This is a genomic window from Streptomyces sp. NBC_00353 (genome assembly GCF_036108815.1).
Classification (GTDB): Bacteria; Actinomycetota; Actinomycetes; order Streptomycetales; family Streptomycetaceae; genus Streptomyces.
On the sequence record NZ_CP107985.1, the window covers coordinates 1,050,754 to 1,065,617 of the forward strand.

General features: G+C 67.6%; 15 protein-coding genes and 2 pseudogenes. 8 read left to right on the forward strand and 9 right to left on the reverse strand.

The window, feature by feature from the left end:
- Positions 1 to 685: 685 nt before the first annotated feature.
- The 4 genes from OHA88_RS05110 to OHA88_RS05125 all read left to right on the forward strand — a co-directional run bounded on the left by OHA88_RS05110 (position 686) and on the right by OHA88_RS05125 (position 5,353).
- A complete protein-coding gene (locus OHA88_RS05110) occupies positions 686 to 2,110 on the forward strand; it encodes a glycosyltransferase (protein WP_328624413.1) in 1,425 nt (474 codons plus the stop codon).
- 278 nt (positions 2,111 to 2,388) lie between these two features.
- Positions 2,389 to 3,822: a cellulose binding domain-containing protein gene (locus tag OHA88_RS05115; protein ID WP_328624414.1), complete on the forward strand. Its 1,434-nt coding sequence runs from the start codon at positions 2,389 to 2,391 to the stop codon at positions 3,820 to 3,822.
- Between the two features lie 4 nt (positions 3,823 to 3,826).
- Entirely contained in the window at positions 3,827 to 4,345 is a 519-nt protein-coding gene (locus tag OHA88_RS05120) for an HIT family protein (RefSeq protein ID WP_328624415.1), read from the forward strand.
- A gap of 75 nt (positions 4,346 to 4,420) precedes the next feature.
- The gene (locus OHA88_RS05125) at positions 4,421 to 5,353 is read left to right on the forward strand and encodes an aminoglycoside phosphotransferase family protein (protein WP_328624416.1); all 933 of its coding nucleotides are present in this window, start codon (positions 4,421 to 4,423) and stop codon (positions 5,351 to 5,353) included.
- A gap of 299 nt (positions 5,354 to 5,652) precedes the next feature.
- On the opposite strand, the gene OHA88_RS05130 is transcribed toward OHA88_RS05125, so the two are convergent.
- Positions 5,653 to 6,867: an RNA-guided endonuclease InsQ/TnpB family protein gene (locus OHA88_RS05130; RefSeq protein ID WP_328624417.1), complete on the reverse strand. Its 1,215-nt coding sequence runs from the start codon at positions 6,865 to 6,867 to the stop codon at positions 5,653 to 5,655.
- Positions 6,868 to 7,051: 184 nt separating this feature from the next.
- Between OHA88_RS05130 and OHA88_RS05135 the strand changes: the two genes are divergently transcribed.
- Complete coding sequence (locus tag OHA88_RS05135; protein WP_328629596.1) at positions 7,052 to 7,369, forward strand: nuclear transport factor 2 family protein; 318 nt, start codon at positions 7,052 to 7,054, stop codon at positions 7,367 to 7,369.
- On the opposite strand, the gene OHA88_RS05140 is transcribed toward OHA88_RS05135, so the two are convergent.
- The 3 genes from OHA88_RS05140 to OHA88_RS05150 all read right to left on the reverse strand — a co-directional run bounded on the left by OHA88_RS05140 (position 7,255) and on the right by OHA88_RS05150 (position 8,916).
- A complete protein-coding gene (locus OHA88_RS05140) occupies positions 7,255 to 7,689 on the reverse strand; it encodes a hypothetical protein (protein ID WP_328629956.1) in 435 nt (144 codons plus the stop codon). The genes OHA88_RS05135 and OHA88_RS05140 overlap by 115 nt on opposite strands.
- Positions 7,690 to 7,783: 94 nt before the next feature.
- On the reverse strand, positions 7,784 to 8,563 hold the full coding sequence (locus OHA88_RS05145) for an MIP/aquaporin family protein (RefSeq protein WP_328624418.1): 780 nt from the start codon (positions 8,561 to 8,563) through the stop codon (positions 7,784 to 7,786).
- A 38-nt stretch (positions 8,564 to 8,601) separates the two neighbouring features.
- Positions 8,602 to 8,916, reverse strand: a complete 315-nt coding sequence (locus tag OHA88_RS05150; protein WP_328624419.1) for an ArsR/SmtB family transcription factor — start codon at positions 8,914 to 8,916, stop codon at positions 8,602 to 8,604.
- 306 nt (positions 8,917 to 9,222) lie between these two features.
- Here OHA88_RS05150 and OHA88_RS05155 point away from each other — a divergent pair, with 306 nt between their 5' ends.
- A complete protein-coding gene (locus OHA88_RS05155) occupies positions 9,223 to 9,642 on the forward strand; it encodes an arsenate reductase ArsC (RefSeq protein ID WP_328624420.1) in 420 nt (139 codons plus the stop codon).
- Between the two features lie 381 nt (positions 9,643 to 10,023).
- Here OHA88_RS05155 and OHA88_RS05160 read toward each other — a convergent pair whose 3' ends face one another.
- Positions 10,024 to 10,977, reverse strand: coding sequence for an ABC transporter permease (locus OHA88_RS05160; protein ID WP_328624421.1), 954 nt, complete (start codon positions 10,975 to 10,977; stop codon positions 10,024 to 10,026).
- Between the two features lie 208 nt (positions 10,978 to 11,185).
- On the opposite strand from OHA88_RS05160, the gene OHA88_RS05165 reads away from it, so the two are divergent.
- Positions 11,186 to 11,659 carry a MarR family winged helix-turn-helix transcriptional regulator gene (locus tag OHA88_RS05165; protein ID WP_326607906.1) on the forward strand — a complete coding sequence of 158 codons (474 nt, stop codon included), beginning with the start codon at positions 11,186 to 11,188 and terminating at the stop codon, positions 11,657 to 11,659.
- A gap of 19 nt (positions 11,660 to 11,678) precedes the next feature.
- Here the strand turns inward: OHA88_RS05165 and OHA88_RS05170 are convergent.
- A pseudogene (locus tag OHA88_RS05170) lies at positions 11,679 to 12,044 on the reverse strand (zinc ribbon domain-containing protein); the annotation flags it as partial.
- On the opposite strand from OHA88_RS05170, the pseudogene OHA88_RS05175 reads away from it, so the two are divergent.
- Positions 12,041 to 12,400: pseudogene (locus OHA88_RS05175) on the forward strand (transposase); the annotation flags it as partial. The pseudogenes OHA88_RS05170 and OHA88_RS05175 sit on opposite strands and share 4 nt — an antisense overlap.
- A gap of 244 nt (positions 12,401 to 12,644) precedes the next feature.
- Here OHA88_RS05175 and OHA88_RS05180 read toward each other — a convergent pair.
- The 3 genes from OHA88_RS05180 to OHA88_RS05190 all read right to left on the reverse strand — a co-directional run bounded on the left by OHA88_RS05180 (position 12,645) and on the right by OHA88_RS05190 (position 14,861).
- Positions 12,645 to 13,331, reverse strand: coding sequence for a TetR/AcrR family transcriptional regulator (locus tag OHA88_RS05180; protein ID WP_328624422.1), 687 nt, complete (start codon positions 13,329 to 13,331; stop codon positions 12,645 to 12,647).
- A gap of 109 nt (positions 13,332 to 13,440) precedes the next feature.
- Positions 13,441 to 14,376: a hypothetical protein gene (locus OHA88_RS05185; protein WP_328624423.1), complete on the reverse strand. Its 936-nt coding sequence runs from the start codon at positions 14,374 to 14,376 to the stop codon at positions 13,441 to 13,443.
- Positions 14,373 to 14,861 (reverse strand): hypothetical protein, encoded by a 489-nt coding sequence (locus OHA88_RS05190; RefSeq protein WP_328624424.1) that lies wholly within the window; start codon positions 14,859 to 14,861, stop codon positions 14,373 to 14,375. The genes OHA88_RS05185 and OHA88_RS05190 overlap by 4 nt, the downstream gene beginning before the upstream one ends.
- Positions 14,862 to 14,864: the final 3 nt, after the last annotated feature.

A 14,864-nucleotide genomic window follows, 5' to 3' on the forward strand; every position in this document is an offset into this window, starting at 1 on the left:
AGAAAAAAATATAGCCCCGCAAGTTGCGCCCTGCCGGGGCTTCTGATTGGCCACCAAAGTCACCGACTCCGTCGTGAAGATCACCGGGAGCACCTGACAGTCTCGGACTTGCACCGCCGGCTGCACCGTCCATGACGCCCTGCTGCACACCCGGGAAACCCGGTCCCCGGCCACCTCGTCGTTCTGACCCAGTACGACCCGCGCGGCCTGGTCAGCTTCCCCCTGTCCGGCATCTGGGACGCGAGCAGCGCACCGTCCCGCGCCCCGGCAGCCGTCGAGGGCGGCCAGTGTCCTTGCAGGTGGACCCCACCTACAACGGCGCCGCTGCGTCTGGCCAGGCGCAGGCCAGGTGGACGCGATTTCCCATGCCTGTCGCGCTCGATGTCGACGCTCAGAACAGACGATCACACATCGGTGAACGCGGAACTCCGCCCTCAGATACGGGGACGCAAGCTAGCGGAGCTCAAGGCGACAGGCCTTATACATTCACAACAAAAATCCTGCTCCCAGAGGGATCGAATAACCGCCCGCGCCCGGGAATGCGGCGTGCTCAAACCTGCTCGCGGGCGCAGCGGAGGCATCGTGTGTCGCATGTCTCAGACAAAATATCCCCATTTCGGACACATGAGTTCAATACTTATCCGGGTACGAGCAAATCGACGATGTCAGGGAGTCCTCACTCGTCATGCAGACCCTCATACACGCCTGGGACCAGATCTACTCGTCCTGGCGCCAATTGCACTGGTACGGGGTGGCCGTCGGCTCTCTCCTCGGTATCAAGTTGCTCCTGTCCATCCGCCGACGCCGCAGCCCCGGGCTCACATTCAGGAAAACGAGCCATCGGCTCAACATTCACGGGGTCGTCACGGTGTACAACGAATCCCCCGCGATGCTGAGGCGCTGCCTGGAATCAATCCTCGCGCAGACCCTTCCGCCTCAGTCTTTGACGGTCATCGACGACTGCTCCGCCGACCAGTCGGCCGCTGCCCTCATCGGGGAGATGCGCCCGCAGTTCGACCGGGCCGGAATCCGTCTCGACTTCATCCGGTTCCCCGACAACCGCGGCAAGCGCCACGGACTCGCCGCAGGCTTCCGGCAGGACCTGCTCGCGGACGCGTATCTGTGCATCGACTCCGACACGGTGCTCGACAAGCACGCCGTCGCCGAACTCGCCGAACCCTTCGGGGAGCGCCGCGTCCATTGCGTCACCGGGTTGGTCCTCGCCCACAACCGCGACACCAACCTCCTCACGCGCCTGATCGACATGCGGTACGTCAACGCCTTCCTCGGCGAACGGGTCGCCTACTCCCGTCTCGGTTCCGTCCTGTGCGCCTGTGGCTCCCTCGCGATGTACCGGGGATGGGTCATACGCAAGAATCTCGACGACTTCCTCGACCAGCGGTTCCTCGGTCGCCCCGCGACCTTCGGTGACGACCGGCGCCTCACGTACTACTGCCTCACCGAGGGCAAGTCCCTCATCCAGCCGTGCGCTGTCGGTTACACCGACGTCCCCGAACGACTCGGGCACTACATCCGCCAGCAGGTCCGCTGGGGCAAGTCCTTCATCCGCGAAGGGTTCCTGCTCTTCGCCAAGTTCCGGCTGAGCCGTATGTACTGGTGGCTCAATCTGATCGAGCTCGTCACCTGGGTCGCCTTCACCGCGGCCATGATCACCGCCCTCGTGGCCATCGCGCTGCACCCGACCGGTTGGGCCCTGCTCGCCAGCTACATCGGCTACATGTGTGTCATGTCGTGGGTGCGCTCCATCCACTACCTGCGCGGCGCCGCCATGGTCGGGCTCGTCGACCGCGTGCTGACGTTCCTGGCCGCTCCGCTGTACGCGCTGCTCAACATCACGCTGCTGCTGCCGCTGCGCCTGTGGTCCCTGGCGACCCTGCGCCACACCAAATGGGGCACCCGCGCCAAGATCGAGGTCGGCGAGGACATCGAAGCTCCCGAGGGCCGCGGCGGTGCTCCGGTCCCGTCCCTCGCAATCCCCCACCAGGCCGGCACCGCGAACTCACGGAGCGGACCCGCGTACAGCCCGGACGACGGAGTTGCACGGCCGGTCTTCGATTTCCCTGCCCCCCAGACGCAGGTCGTCCAGTAGGCGCCGCTCCGTTCGGCTTCGGGACCGTCCGAAGGCCGGCACATGCGGGTACCCGCGCAGCCGACGACCCGTTGCGGCGGTGCGACGGAGAGTGCCGCCGCTTTCCTTCCTGAGCGTTCAGTCCTGCGCGCTCACGGAGGACGGCGTCGGCCACCGTCACCCGCGCCGGTCCCGGTACCGCCCCTCCATCTGCACTGGGAGCCTTTGTGGGCACTGCCCGCCCTACCGTCCGCCCTGTCCGTCCTGATGACCGCAGGCCTCGACGTCGTGCGTGGACCGTGTTCAAGACGCTGCTCCTGGTGATCGCCGTTGCCGCCGGTGGCCTCGCGCTCTATCCCGAGTGGCGTGCCGCGCATCAAGCGCCCCCGCAGCTCACCATCCGGTACAAGGCGGGGAGCCCTGCCACGGCCGCGGTGGCCCAGCCATGGCTGGAAGTTGTCAACACCTCCAAAAAGAGGGTGCTCCTGTCAGACGTGACGATTCGCTACTACTTCACCGGAGACGGGGCTTCCTCGTACGCGTTCAACTGCGTCCAGGCCGCTGTCGGCTGCTCGAACATCGCCGGGGAGACTGTCGCGCCGGCCGATCCCGGCACCACCGCCGACCGCTACCTCCAGATCAGCTTCACGACGGGCGCCGGCAGCCTGGCACCCGGCGCCAAGAGCGGGGCCATCGGACTGCAGCTGTATCGCCCCGACGGCAGGAAGCTGAACCAGCTGAACGACCGTTCATTCAATGCCGCTGACACCACCTTTCAGGCGTCGAGGACGGTGACCGCGTACCTGCGCGGTGCGCATGTCTGGGGGGACGAGCCCACCGGCCGTGCCGACTACACCGGATCTACCGGCTCCACCGGCTCCACCGGCTCCACCGGCCACTCTGTTGCGTCCGCACCGGGCTCGTCCGTTCCGCGCCCGAGGCCTGCTCACCCGCGCGGGATCGTGTTCGACGACTTCCACTACAGCGGCCCCGACGATCCCGCACTCCACGCCCACGGCTGGCTGGTGCGTACCAGCCCGGGCGGTCCGGGGATCCGCGACACATGGTCGGCCGCCGGCGTCAGTTTCCCGGTCGAGAAAACCGCTGCGGGCGGCCAGGTCATGCAACTGCGGGCCAGCACCGACGGGACAAAGGCGAGCACCAAGCAGGCCGAGGTGCAGAGCAGCGGCACCGACTTCCTGACGGGGACCTACGCCGCCCGGATCTACTTCAACGACAAGCCCACGAGTGGTCGCAACGGCGACCACGTCAACGAGTCCTTCTACACGATCTCGCCCAACAACTCGCGCTACAGCGAACTCGACAACGAGTACATGCCGAACGGGGGCTGGGGTGCGCCGGGTCCCAAACTCGACACCACGAGCTGGTACAGCGCCGACACCGGGGACCGGGTCACACACAAACTGGTCTCCAGCCTTCAGGGCTGGCACACCATGGTGATCACGGCCGTGCACGGCGTGGCCACCTACTCGGTGGACGGCCACAAGCTGTTCAGCAGCGGCGGCAAGTACTTCCCACGCCAGAACATGTCCATCAACTTCAATACCTGGTTCGTGGACCTCCCCTTCACGGGTCCGCGCGCCTGGGACATGCAGGTCAACTGGTTCTACTACAACGCCGACAAGGCCCAGTCCCTGGCGGATGTACAGAAGTCTGTGAACGGCCTCTACGACAGCGGCACCCATTACGTCAACACCGTCTCCAAGCACTGAGCCTGTGGCATTGCGCGACTGCCCGGTTACTCCGAAGTCCTGTGTCGTCCGGGCGAAGGAATTGGCTGGTGAGCGCCGCCCGGTTCTGGCAACGTCAGGCCGTATGACCTGTGTGTTCTGCTGCTTGATCAGCGAAAACTCGGCTCGTTGGATATTCCGCGGCCCCACGGTGGCTGCCTTCGCTCCACTTGATCCACTCGCGCCGGGGCACGCCCTGGTGATTCCGACATCCCACTACGTGGACATCTTCGATACGCCGCCGGAGGTACTGGCCGAGACCATGGCGCTGGTCCAGCGCCTTTCCGGAACGATGCGGACTGCATTGGAGGCCGGCGGCGTGAACATCCTCAGTGCAAGCGGCCCCGGCTCCGAGCAGTCGGTCCCTCATTTGCACTTCCATGTGGTTCCCCGGTGGGCTGATGACGGGTTCTCGACCTGGCCGACGGATCAGTCCCAACACCGGACGGCCGGAGATCCTGTCATCCAGCTCGCCGACGCCATGGCAGCCGGTCACGCAGCCTGACGGTTCCGCAGAAGTTGTGCCGGACCCGAGTTTCGACAGGGCCGGGTGTTCGCGGCCGGCGCGTAGGGTGCCTGGATGATCGGGATACCAGAGGTGTTCGCGCGGAGCACCGTCGAGCGTGAGGGAGAGCGCGGGGCGGCGTGGCTCGCCGAACTGCCCGGGATCGTAGAGGAGCTGCTGGAGCGCTGGGGGTGCGTGCCGGATGGCGGGGTGATGCACGGGGGTGTCGGGGTCATCGTCCCGGTGCGACGGCGGGCTGAAGGGACCGCCGTGCTGAAGGTGTCGTTTCCGCACCCCGGCAACGTGCACGAACCGGACGCGTTTTCGGCGTGGGGCGGCCGCGGAGCTGTCCTGCTGTACGAGCGCGACGACGAGCGGTTCGCGATGCTGCTGGAGCGGATCCGGACGTCGACACTTGCAGAGGTTCACAACGGCGATGAGGTCGTGACTGTCGCAGGGCGGATCAGTCGCCGGCTGGCCATCCCCGCGCCGCCTGGCCTGCCCCGGCTGGGCGAGCAGGCCGACGTCTGGGAGGCGCAGCTGCGCAAGGATGCCGGGGAGCTGGCGCACACACTGTCGCGTTACGTGGTGGACGCCGCTGTAGCGACCGTTCGCGAGCTGGGCCGCGTCCAGCCGGACACCCTCATCCACGGCGATCTCCACGCCCGAAACATCCTGCGCGCCGACCGTGAGCCATGGCTGGCCGTTGACCCCAAGGGATTTGCAGGAGACCCCGCCTACGACGGCGGCACGCTGCTCAAGTCGCGCGCGCTGACACTCCTCAAGTCGGACGATCTGCGCAAGGCTGTCCACCGCACGCTGTACGTCTTTGCCGAGGCCGCGGAACTCGACCGCGAACGTGCCCGACGCTGGGCCCAGTTCCATGCCGTCCAGGCTGCGTTCTGGGGCCGCCGACACGGATTCCGTATAGCCCGCAGCGGATCACGACTGGACCGGCTCACCGAATTCGTCGACCACCTGGCGGAGTTGCTCACGGAACTCGCCTAGATCTTGCTCCTGTTGGTACGGGAGGGGCATGGCTACCGGTGATCACCGTGGCGGGTGCCGTAGGCCGGGTGCTGCCCGTTCTCCGGTTCTGGCTCAAGCGCACCGTCGCTGACATCACGGCCATCCTCTCCGTCCGCGTCCACCCAGCACCAGGGTCTACGCACCCGGCGCCGTCCGCTGCCCTCCGGCGGAGTTACCAGCCCTGTCCTTCGGGCGAACCTAATTCGCTGTGACGTGATGGAGAACGTCCGTAGGGTCCGTGCGTGACTCCTCCCCGGCGTGAACGCCGGGGCTTCTCACTAAGCCGTGTCGGCGTTGCGACGGACCAGCCCGGCCCGTAGAACGTTCAGGGCGCCCACCGTGTCGGCGTGCGCGGTGTGGCCGCACGCGGTGCAGTGGAACTTCGCCTGTGTGGGCCGGTTCTCCTTCGCGGTGTGCCCGCATGCGGGACACCGCCGGGAGGTGTTGCGGGGGTCCACGGCCATCACTTCCCGCCCGGCACTCTCAGCCTTGGCATTCAGGATCGCGAGGAACACCCCCCAACCAGCATCTGTGATGGAACGGTTGAGTCCGGCCTTGGCCGTGGCCCCGTTGGGCAGGAAACTGCCGGGGACCTCGGGGTCGGGCTTCGGTGCGGGCGCCTTGCTCATGTTGCGGATCTTGAGGTCTTCGTGCGCGATGAAGTCGTGCTCGCGGACCAGGTGGAGGGCGGTCTTGTGCGCGTGGTCGAGCCGCTGGCGCCGCACCTTGCCGTGCAGGGACACGACCTTCTCCACCGCACGCTGGTGGTTGCGGGTACGGTCCTTCGCCTTGCGCCGCGGGAACTGGGACAGGGCCTGTTGCGCGGCCTGAAGCTTCACAGCGGCCTTGCGAGCGTGCCTCGGGTTGGGCACGAACCCGCCGCCCGAGTCGGCGAGGAAGTTCGCGATGCCCAGGTCGATGCCGACCATGCTGCCCGTTGCCGGGAGCCGTTCGGGCTGGTCCTGTTCGGCAGTCAGCACGACGAACCACTTGCGGCCCTCACGCTTGACCGAGACGGTCTTGACCTTGCCGGCCACGGGCCGGTGCTGGTTGACCTTGACATGCCCGATGCCCTGGAAGCGGACGCGGGTGACCCGGTCGTGCGGGGTGGAGTCCCACCGGACCCCGTCGCCGTCCTTCGGGAACTCCACCGTGTCGAACCAGCTCACCCCACGAAAACGCGGATACCCCGGCGCCAGACCGGCTGCGACCCGGCGGAAGAACGCCGCGAACGCCTTGTCCAACCGGCGCAAAGTGGCCTGCTGCGAGGAGAACGACCAACGCCCCTGACGCTCCGGATCGAACGCCCGGATGTCCTTCAGTTGCCCGGACTGCACCCCGTACCTGATGCTCGTCTTCGAGGGATGACGGTAGGCATCGCGCCGTTCCTCTAACGCCCCGTTGTACAGGGAACAATGATCGCGCAGCATCTCACCGAGCGCGACCGCCTGCCGGGCGGTGGGCCGCATCAGAAACTTGTACGCACGAATCATCCAACCCACCCCCCCTTTGCGGTCAGTACGGTCAACATAGCTGGCGCCACTGACAACGCAGGGCGCTCCGCGCCTCCGGGCCAAGGATCGCATTCCCGCCCGGCCTGAAGGCCGGGATTCCCTGCGAAGATCAGGGATGGCAGACGAGAGTGAGCGTGCCGTTCAAGCGGCCGTTGCGGCGGAGATGCGGCTTCTTGACCCTGACGTGCGTGCTTCGCGGTCCCTGGTCTCGGAGCTCCTGGACCCGGAGTTCCTCGAGATCGGAGCGTCGGGGCGGCGTTGGGACGCGACGTCGATTCTCACGGTGACGAGTGACGGTTCGGTGGTCCCCGAAGCTCCGGTGAAGGTCAGCGAGATGTCGGGGGCCGTACTCGCTCCCGGCATCGTTCATCTGACGTACTTCGCCGACCACAGCGGGCAACGAGCATGGCGCAGCTCCGTGTGGCGGCTGACGGAAGCGGGCTGGCGCATGTACTTCCACCAGGGCACTTTGACAAGCTGAACGATCAGTGGCCGCCAATGCCAGCCGGCCTTGTGGCGGGGCGAGGCGGTCAGCCGGATGCCGAATGCGCGGCCGGACGCCGATCGCCACCCGTACGGGTGCGGTTCGCCGTCCGGGAGTACGCCCGCGACGCGCACCGACCGCTGGACGGGAAGATCGTAGCGATTCTCGTAGTCGCGCAGGTACGACAGCACGTACGCCGTGTCCGGATCCTCCTCGCCCGCCTGCGCCGGCATGAGCCATCCCGGCAGCGAGTAGAACGCGGCCGGGGAGAACAGGTGCAGCGAGCCCAGGTCTGCTGCCCGGCGGGAACCCGGCATCGAGATGACGAAGTCCAGGCCGAGTCGGCGCGCGTGGTATGCGGCGGCGAGCCCGGTCCGGTCGCCGCCGATCGCTACGACCTGGGTCCCCGCGTCATACGGCGGGCTGCTCGGCGGCGTCCCGACCTGGCATGAAGATGAGCGCCACCAGCGCCAGCCCCACCACCGCGCCGACGAGCTGCACGCCGATGAAGCCCGCGACAGAGCCCGGTGCGATGCCCGCGAAGGTGTCGGTGAAAGCGCGGCCGATCGTCACCGCCGGGTTGGCGAAGGACGTCGAGGACGTGAACCAGTAGGCGGCGCCGATGTACGAGGCAACGGCCACGGGGGCAAAGCGCAGGCGGTCGGTGCGGGCCAGGCCGAAGATCAGCAGGATCAGTCCGGCGGTGGCGACGACTTCGCCCAGCAGTAGGTGCCCGGCAGAGCGGTCGTGGGTGGACCACTTCACCAGCGGCTCGCCGAACATCGCATCGGCCAGAACGGCGCCTGCGATCGCACCGACGATCTGCGCGGGGACGTACACGGCCGCCTCCCGAAGGGTGACTCCGGCGCCGCCGCGCCGGGTGGTCCACCACTCGGCCAGCGTGACGGCGGGGTTGAAGTGCGCGCCGGAGACCGGGCCGAGCAGCGTGATCAGGACGCCGAGCCCGAAGACGGTGGCCAGGGAGTTGGCCAGCAGTTGGAGACCGACGTCGTGGGTCAGCTCGGTGGCCTGGATGCCGGAGCCGACCACGACCGCCACCAGGGCCGCCGTACCGCACAGTTCGGCGGCTGCCTTGGCGACCAGCGGGGTACGGGGCGGGGTGGCGCCCGGCGCCGGCTGCGGTTCGGCCGCTATGTGGGACCCCGTGGCGGACTCGTGGGTGGCGGTCAACAAAGACTCCTCGGTGCTGTCGCCTCGGGCGACGGGGATCAGGGGCAGGACCGCTTGACATTGCTTTCAGCGGTGGCGCGCGCGGCTTCCGCGAGGTCGGCGAACTGGCCGGCGAGGGAGGCGATGACATCAGGCTTGAGCCGGTAGTAGGTGAACCGGCCACACGGCTCCGTCTCGACCACTCCCGCCTCCCGCAGCACCTTCAGGTGGTTGGAGAGGTTGGTCTGCCTGGCACCCGTCTCCTCGACCAGGTGCGTGGTGCAGAGCGTCTCCCGGGCGAGCAGGGTCACGATCCGGAGCCTGAGCGGGTCGGCCAGAACCCGGATCAGGTCAGTGTCGACTGACGTCATCATGGGCTGATACTTTCACATCACTCCGAGCTGACACCAGCCCGGCCTGACCCCTTGGACCCGGACCCCAGCGAGGGGGATTGTCATGGCTTACCCCCCGTTCTGCCCGAAACGTCTCGCGGCCGGAGCAGCCCACCGGCCGTCGCCGCCTCGACTGGCCCGTCGCCGACCCTGAAGGCGCCCCGATCACCGTCGTACCCCGCATCCGCGACGAGATCGACACCCGCATCACCGATCTGCTCGACCACCTGATCCGTCGTCCCGCGCCGCCGGTCGAACCACCTGATCCACACAGTGAAGGAAGAACCGATGTCCTCCAGCCCGCTCGCCTCCGTGCTCTTCGTCTGCGTCCACAACGCCGGTCGCTCGCAGATGGCCGCCGGATTCCTCAACCATTTCGCCGGCGACCGGATCGAGGTCCGCTCCGCCGGTTCCATCCCGGGTGACCAGGTCAACCCGGCCGCGGTCGAGGCGATGAAGGAACTCGGCATCGACATCTCCGACCAGAAGCCGAAGATCCTCACCACCGAGGCCGTGCAGGCGTCGGACTACGTGATCACGATGGGCTGCGGCGACGCCTGCCCGATCTTCCCCGGCAAGAAGTACCTCGACTGGGCACTGGAGGACCCGGCGGGCAAGGGCGTCGAGTCCGTACGTCCGATCCGCGACGAGATCAAGACCCGCATCGAGGCCCTGATCTCCGAGATCGACGCCAAGCAGGAGGCGTGAGTACGGTGACCGCGGGAGACGTCATATGCCAACACCGACGCAGCGCGCGCCGCAGGCTGGACCGACCTCCAATTCCGGAGTAGGGAGGCCCTCGAAAAAGTCCTGTGCCCACGAATCCAGTAAGGACGACACGGGATACGGCGGGCGCGGAATGCATCGGGCATGTGGATCCATCGACCGATTGACGAGCGAGACCACCAAGCGCGGGTTGGCGGCCGTCGGCACCGCGCACGCGTCGCGCCCGACAGCCCGGAGGGCGGCACACTGCCGGAACTTGCCATCTTCCACAGCGGCCGCCGGGAGGTGACAGCGGCGGCCGCGCGGCGCGGCACCCGGCCGGGTTGCGGGGCGCCGGGCCGGCTTCGGTACCCACCGGTGCCCTCACGGCCTCGCGGCGTGCAGGATCGCGGCCGATGCGGCGATCTTGTCGAGGAAGAAAAGCGCCGCGATACACAGAGCGATCCAGGCCGAAAGAACCACAACACCGCTGACCAGCCCGTCGTGGTGGAAGTAGGCGATCCCGTCCAGTGCGCGGACGCCGACGCCCGGAGGCATCACCGAGGCGAGTGGTTTCAGCCAACCAGGAAGAAATTCGGGCGGCAGCACCCCACCGCTGCTGGCGTTACCCATCACGATCATGAAGATCGACGCCAGCAGAACTCCGATCGGGCCGAAGATCCGGATCAAAAGTACGGTGGCCGCCGCTACAGCCCCCGCCATCAGCGCCACAAGCCCCGCGATGCCCAGAAAGGGACCGGGTATGGCTCCGAAGGCCGTACTCGCAATGAGTGCTGTCGCGAGCCCGCCAACGACCGCGAACAGCGCCAAACTGCTCACGCGCTGCCCGAAAGAGAGGCGCGGTGCCACTTGGTAGGTCATCTGACCGAAGAGAAACCCTGCCAGCACCAGCCCGAATGACGCATAGAAGACCGATAGACCCCGGCTGTCTCCACTCGACAGCGGAAGGATGTCGATCACGGGCCATTTCTCCTCTGCCGGCCGACAGCTCTGGGTGCACAGACTGGCGAGCGGCGCCACCAGCGCGGACACCGCAGGACCGTTCGCACCCGCGTACACGATCCTGGGCTCGCCGCCGTCGGCCAACAACGCGGCATACGCCTGGCGGTGCTCAACCGCCCGACGGGCCGAGGCATTGTCCGGGTACCGGTCGACCTGGAAGCCGTCTGGCGAGACACGCTGCAGCCGAACGTCGAAATGTGCCGCGGTCTTGTCAGATGCGGCGACGGCGACCGGCAGCCGGTGTGCCTGGGGCGTATGGAAGGCGGCGAGGAAGACGCTGACGAAGACCAGGCCGATGGTCAGCACAGAGATCACGGGCTTGAGCACCGCCCGTGGACCGGTCAGCCCCGGCCGCTCGGGTGGGGCGTCACTCTGCGGACCTGGCTGGTGGCGGTGTCGCCCCGGCCCCGGGTCGACTTCAGGGAAAGGACCTTGACTTGTGGACGCAGTGCTGAGCATGGTTCCTCGGTCTTCATCGTGTAAGGTGACTTATATAAGTTACCTTACGCATGGAGAGGCATCGGTGGCGGTGAAGGATCCCAGCGAGCGCATCGGCTACCTGATTTGGCAGATCTCGCAGGCATACACGCAGCGCTTCGAACGGGCATTGCGCCCCCTCGGACTGACCCAGGCGCAATTCAGCACGCTTGTCCGATTGAGCCTGGACGGGCCTCTGTCCAGTGCCGAACTCGCCCGCCGATGCGGCGTCACCGCACAGTCCATGGGCACCGCGCTGCGGGGTCTGGTCGAGCGTGGACTGGTCGAGCGTCGCCCCCACCCCACGCACGGAAAGATCATCGAAATGTGCGTCACGGCCGCGGGCAAGGCCCTGGCACTACAGGGCGAGACCGCGCTCGAACCGTGCGAGCAGGAGACCCTGGAACCGTTCCTGCCCGAGGAACAGGAACAGGTGCGCACCCACCTCCGTCGCATGCTCGGCGCGCTCAACGCCCCGGCGCTCGGACCGGGCAACTGGAATCAGCACGACGGGACATGATTGACTTCCGCTCCCCGCCCTAAAGGGCGGGGATTCCTACCACGGTCGTGTGACCGTCTCGGTGGGTTCCTGCTTCACCGCGCTGCGCCGGGACGAGTCCCGGTCTTACCTGCGCTCGACAGGCTGACACCGCCAGTCCGGCGGCCTTGGCGACGTTGACCGCCGCGTTGATGTCCCGGTCCAGGACAGCTCCGCATGCGCCGCACTCCCAGACGCGGATGTGCAGGGGCTTGGGGCCGTCCTTGACGCCGCACTGCGAGCAGACCTGAGAGGTCGGCTCGAACCGGCCGATGCGTACGAAGGTGCGCCCGTACCGGGCGGCCTTGTACTCCAGCATCCTTACGAACGCCGACCATCCGGCGTCGTGGACGGACGTGGCCAGTCGGCGTCAGGACCGGAGCCCGCATCCTGATCGAGGTCGGCGACGGCAGCACCTTCCCGACCGCCGGCCACCTCGCCGCCTACGCAGGCCTCGCCCCCACGACCCGCAGTTCAGGGTCGTCGATCCGCGGCGAACAACCCTCCCGGAGAGGAAACAAGCAGCTCAAACGGGCCTTCTTCCTCTCCTCGTTCGCAGCCCTGGCCGACCCGGCATGGCGGGCCTACTACGACAAGAAGATCAGCCAGGGCAAACACCACACCCAAGCCCTGCTCTGCCTCGCCAGACGCCGAGCCGACGTCCTCTTCGCCATGCTCCGCGACGGAACCTTCTACGAACCCCAGCCAGCCAGATCGGGCTGAACCAGCGAGTTCTCACTGATCCACATCATCAGGCTCCACACACGGGACAGTCACGCTCGTCCACGGAGTCCACGACGACCGGGTGACCGCAAAAGTCGCAAGGCCGCAGGCTCTCGTCGGCCGACTCCTCAAAAGTCTGCTCGTCGCTCATGACCTCAAGGGTGCCAGGCGATCTGCCGTCTGCCGCAGGCCCCATCACCTTGACCAAAGAGATAGGGGAACCCCCCAAGGACGCCCCGGCCGCCTACTCCGGGGGCAGCCGGTCGAAGTGGACCTCGATGGCGGGGACGAGCCACTCCATCAGATCCTCGAAGTCGAGTGAGGCCAGCGGCTCCACCGCGAGGACGTAGCGCAGCATGACAAGGCCGGCCAGTTGCGCGGACACCAGCGATGTGAACGCCGGTGTCCGCTCGGTCTCCTCAGGGGCGGTCCGGCCCAGGCACGACGCGAAGGCCGCCTCGATCTGGTCGCGGAACGCCTTGGCGGCCGCCTCGTCCAACAGGATGGTTCGGTAGACGGCGACCAGCGCGGGGCGGGTCGACTCGTCCTCCCAGAAGGAGAGGAACGTCCGGGCGATCCGCTCCCCGCGGTTATTCAGCCCGGCTTCCGCCTCCTCGTCCATGAGGGAGTCGAAGAGGGTGGACAGGTCGATCCGGGAGGAAACGGCGTCCTGGAAGAGGCCGTCCTTGTTGTTGAAGAAGTGGTGGATCAGCGCCGGGTCCACCTGCGCCTGCTGGGCAATCCCGCGCATCGTGGTGCCCGAATAGCCCTTGGTGGCGAAGAGTTCGAGCGCGGCCGTGAGGATCTGGGTTCTGGTGCTGCTCTGTCCCGGACGACGGCCGCTGCCCCGTGAGGGCCGCCTCCCGCGGGCCGCGGCAACGGGGCGAGCGGCGGCGTTGTTCGGGCCTGGGCTTTCGGCTCCTTTGCTCATTGCCCTCTCCGTGAGCAATTCAGCCGACTGGTCGCGGCGGAGGCACCCGACGAGGTCGTTTTCGCACCATGCGTGCCGGACCCTGCGCTGCGCGCTCTGGTCGAGTCCCTCATGGCAACGGGTTCCCTGTCGCCACAGTCGCGCTGTGGCGGGCGCGGATGAGCGCGATCACGGTGTCGGTGGTGCAGTCCAGGTGGCTGCGTCCATCGGGCAGCTGGGCCCGCGGGCTGATGTAGCTCCGCGGCCCGAGGTGGGTGGCCGGGTCGAGCCGATGCACGGTGATCTTCCCGGCGCGGCGGGCGCGATTCCATCCGCTGCGGCGGAACAGCCGCCAACGCTGAGGGAAGATCCAGGTGCCGACCCGCTCGATCCAGTCGGTCGCGCTGGTGAGCTGATGCACGTGCTCGGCATGGGTGAGGTCGTTGGCGCCGTTGTGGAAGCCACCGAGCGTGATCAGCAGGAGTGGGGAGCGTAGCTGGGTGTGCAGTTCGTCGACCGCGCCGGTGGCGACCTGGGCGCCACCGCTGTAACTGAGCAGCACCACGGGGATACCACTGTCCGGCCGGTAGCCGGCGAGCCGGAGCTGAGTGGCGATCTGGCGGCCGACGGCCTGGTTGTACAGCGGGCGGTACCGGTGGTCGGCGGCGACGAAGATCTGCATGACATTGTGCAGGAACAGCAGGAGCCCGATGCGGCGGCGCAGCCACGCCCACACCGGCCTGTCAGCGAGCGGTTCGGCCAGCGGCGAGTAGGGCTGCACCTGACCCAGCACCCGCAGCTCCGGCGCTCCGGCGATCAGCGCCTTGACCAGCTGGCCGCCGTCCCGGGTGTCGCGGACGCGGCGTTTCCCGATCCCGTCCAGGTAGACCAGGTAGGCATCCGGGGGGCTGTCAGGGGCCGCGCCCCGGGCATAGGGCACACCCTCCGGAAGCTCGGTGGCAGGGGCCCGCCAGCCGGCGCTGTAGGCCAACACCTCGTAGCGGGCCAGCAGAGCTTCGGCGAGCAGAGCGGGCCCAATTGCGCAGACCCAGAGAAAGTCGTTCATGCGATCGCCTCCGGTGCCTCGGTCGCGCTGATCCTCACGACCAGACGCCGCACCGCCTCTACGGCGGCGCCAAGCCCGGCCCCGGCGACGGCCACGCAACCGGCGGCGCCCCACCAGCCCAGCCCGGTCGCCGTGGCGAGTGGGCCGGCCAGACCGGCCCCGACCCCCACGAAGAGCAGCAGGTGGAGCAGCGGCCCGAGCAAGGGGAATGCAAGGACGGCAGAAAGCACCAGCGGGGCGACCAGGCTCGGTGTCCACACCAAACCCGCATCTGACGGTGGAGAGGACAGCACCAGCTCAGCCAGGGTCCACGCGGTCAGCGGCCACAGCGCGAACACAGCACCCTCGACGAGGCCACCGGGCAGCAGCAACCCGGCCACGACGGTCCGCGACATGCCGGGTCGGCGCGCCACCAGAGGCAGGATGCGCCCGGCGGCCTCCGACAGCCCGGCGAACAGCAGCAGGACAACAACGGCAGGTGACATCAC

What these genes read in the sequence shown, in the direction of transcription:
- OHA88_RS05140 (WP_328629956.1), bottom strand. Translation starts at nt 7,689, where the DNA reads ATGCCGGGTTCCCGCCGGGCAGCAGACCTGGGCTCGCTGCACCTGTTC.
- OHA88_RS05135 (WP_328629596.1), top strand. Translation starts at nt 7,052, where the DNA reads ATGCGGCTTCTTGACCCTGACGTGCGTGCTTCGCGGTCCCTGGTCTCG.
- OHA88_RS05185 (WP_328624423.1), bottom strand. Translation starts at nt 14,376, where the DNA reads ATGAACGACTTTCTCTGGGTCTGCGCAATTGGGCCCGCTCTGCTCGCC.
- OHA88_RS05155 (WP_328624420.1), top strand. Translation starts at nt 9,223, where the DNA reads ATGTCCTCCAGCCCGCTCGCCTCCGTGCTCTTCGTCTGCGTCCACAAC.
- OHA88_RS05110 (WP_328624413.1), top strand. Translation starts at nt 686, where the DNA reads ATGCAGACCCTCATACACGCCTGGGACCAGATCTACTCGTCCTGGCGC.
- OHA88_RS05150 (WP_328624419.1), bottom strand. Translation starts at nt 8,916, where the DNA reads ATGATGACGTCAGTCGACACTGACCTGATCCGGGTTCTGGCCGACCCG.
- OHA88_RS05180 (WP_328624422.1), bottom strand. Translation starts at nt 13,331, where the DNA reads ATGAGCAAAGGAGCCGAAAGCCCAGGCCCGAACAACGCCGCCGCTCGC.
- OHA88_RS05190 (WP_328624424.1), bottom strand. Translation starts at nt 14,861, where the DNA reads ATGTCACCTGCCGTTGTTGTCCTGCTGCTGTTCGCCGGGCTGTCGGAG.
- OHA88_RS05130 (WP_328624417.1), bottom strand. Translation starts at nt 6,867, where the DNA reads ATGATTCGTGCGTACAAGTTTCTGATGCGGCCCACCGCCCGGCAGGCG.
- OHA88_RS05125 (WP_328624416.1), top strand. Translation starts at nt 4,421, where the DNA reads ATGATCGGGATACCAGAGGTGTTCGCGCGGAGCACCGTCGAGCGTGAG.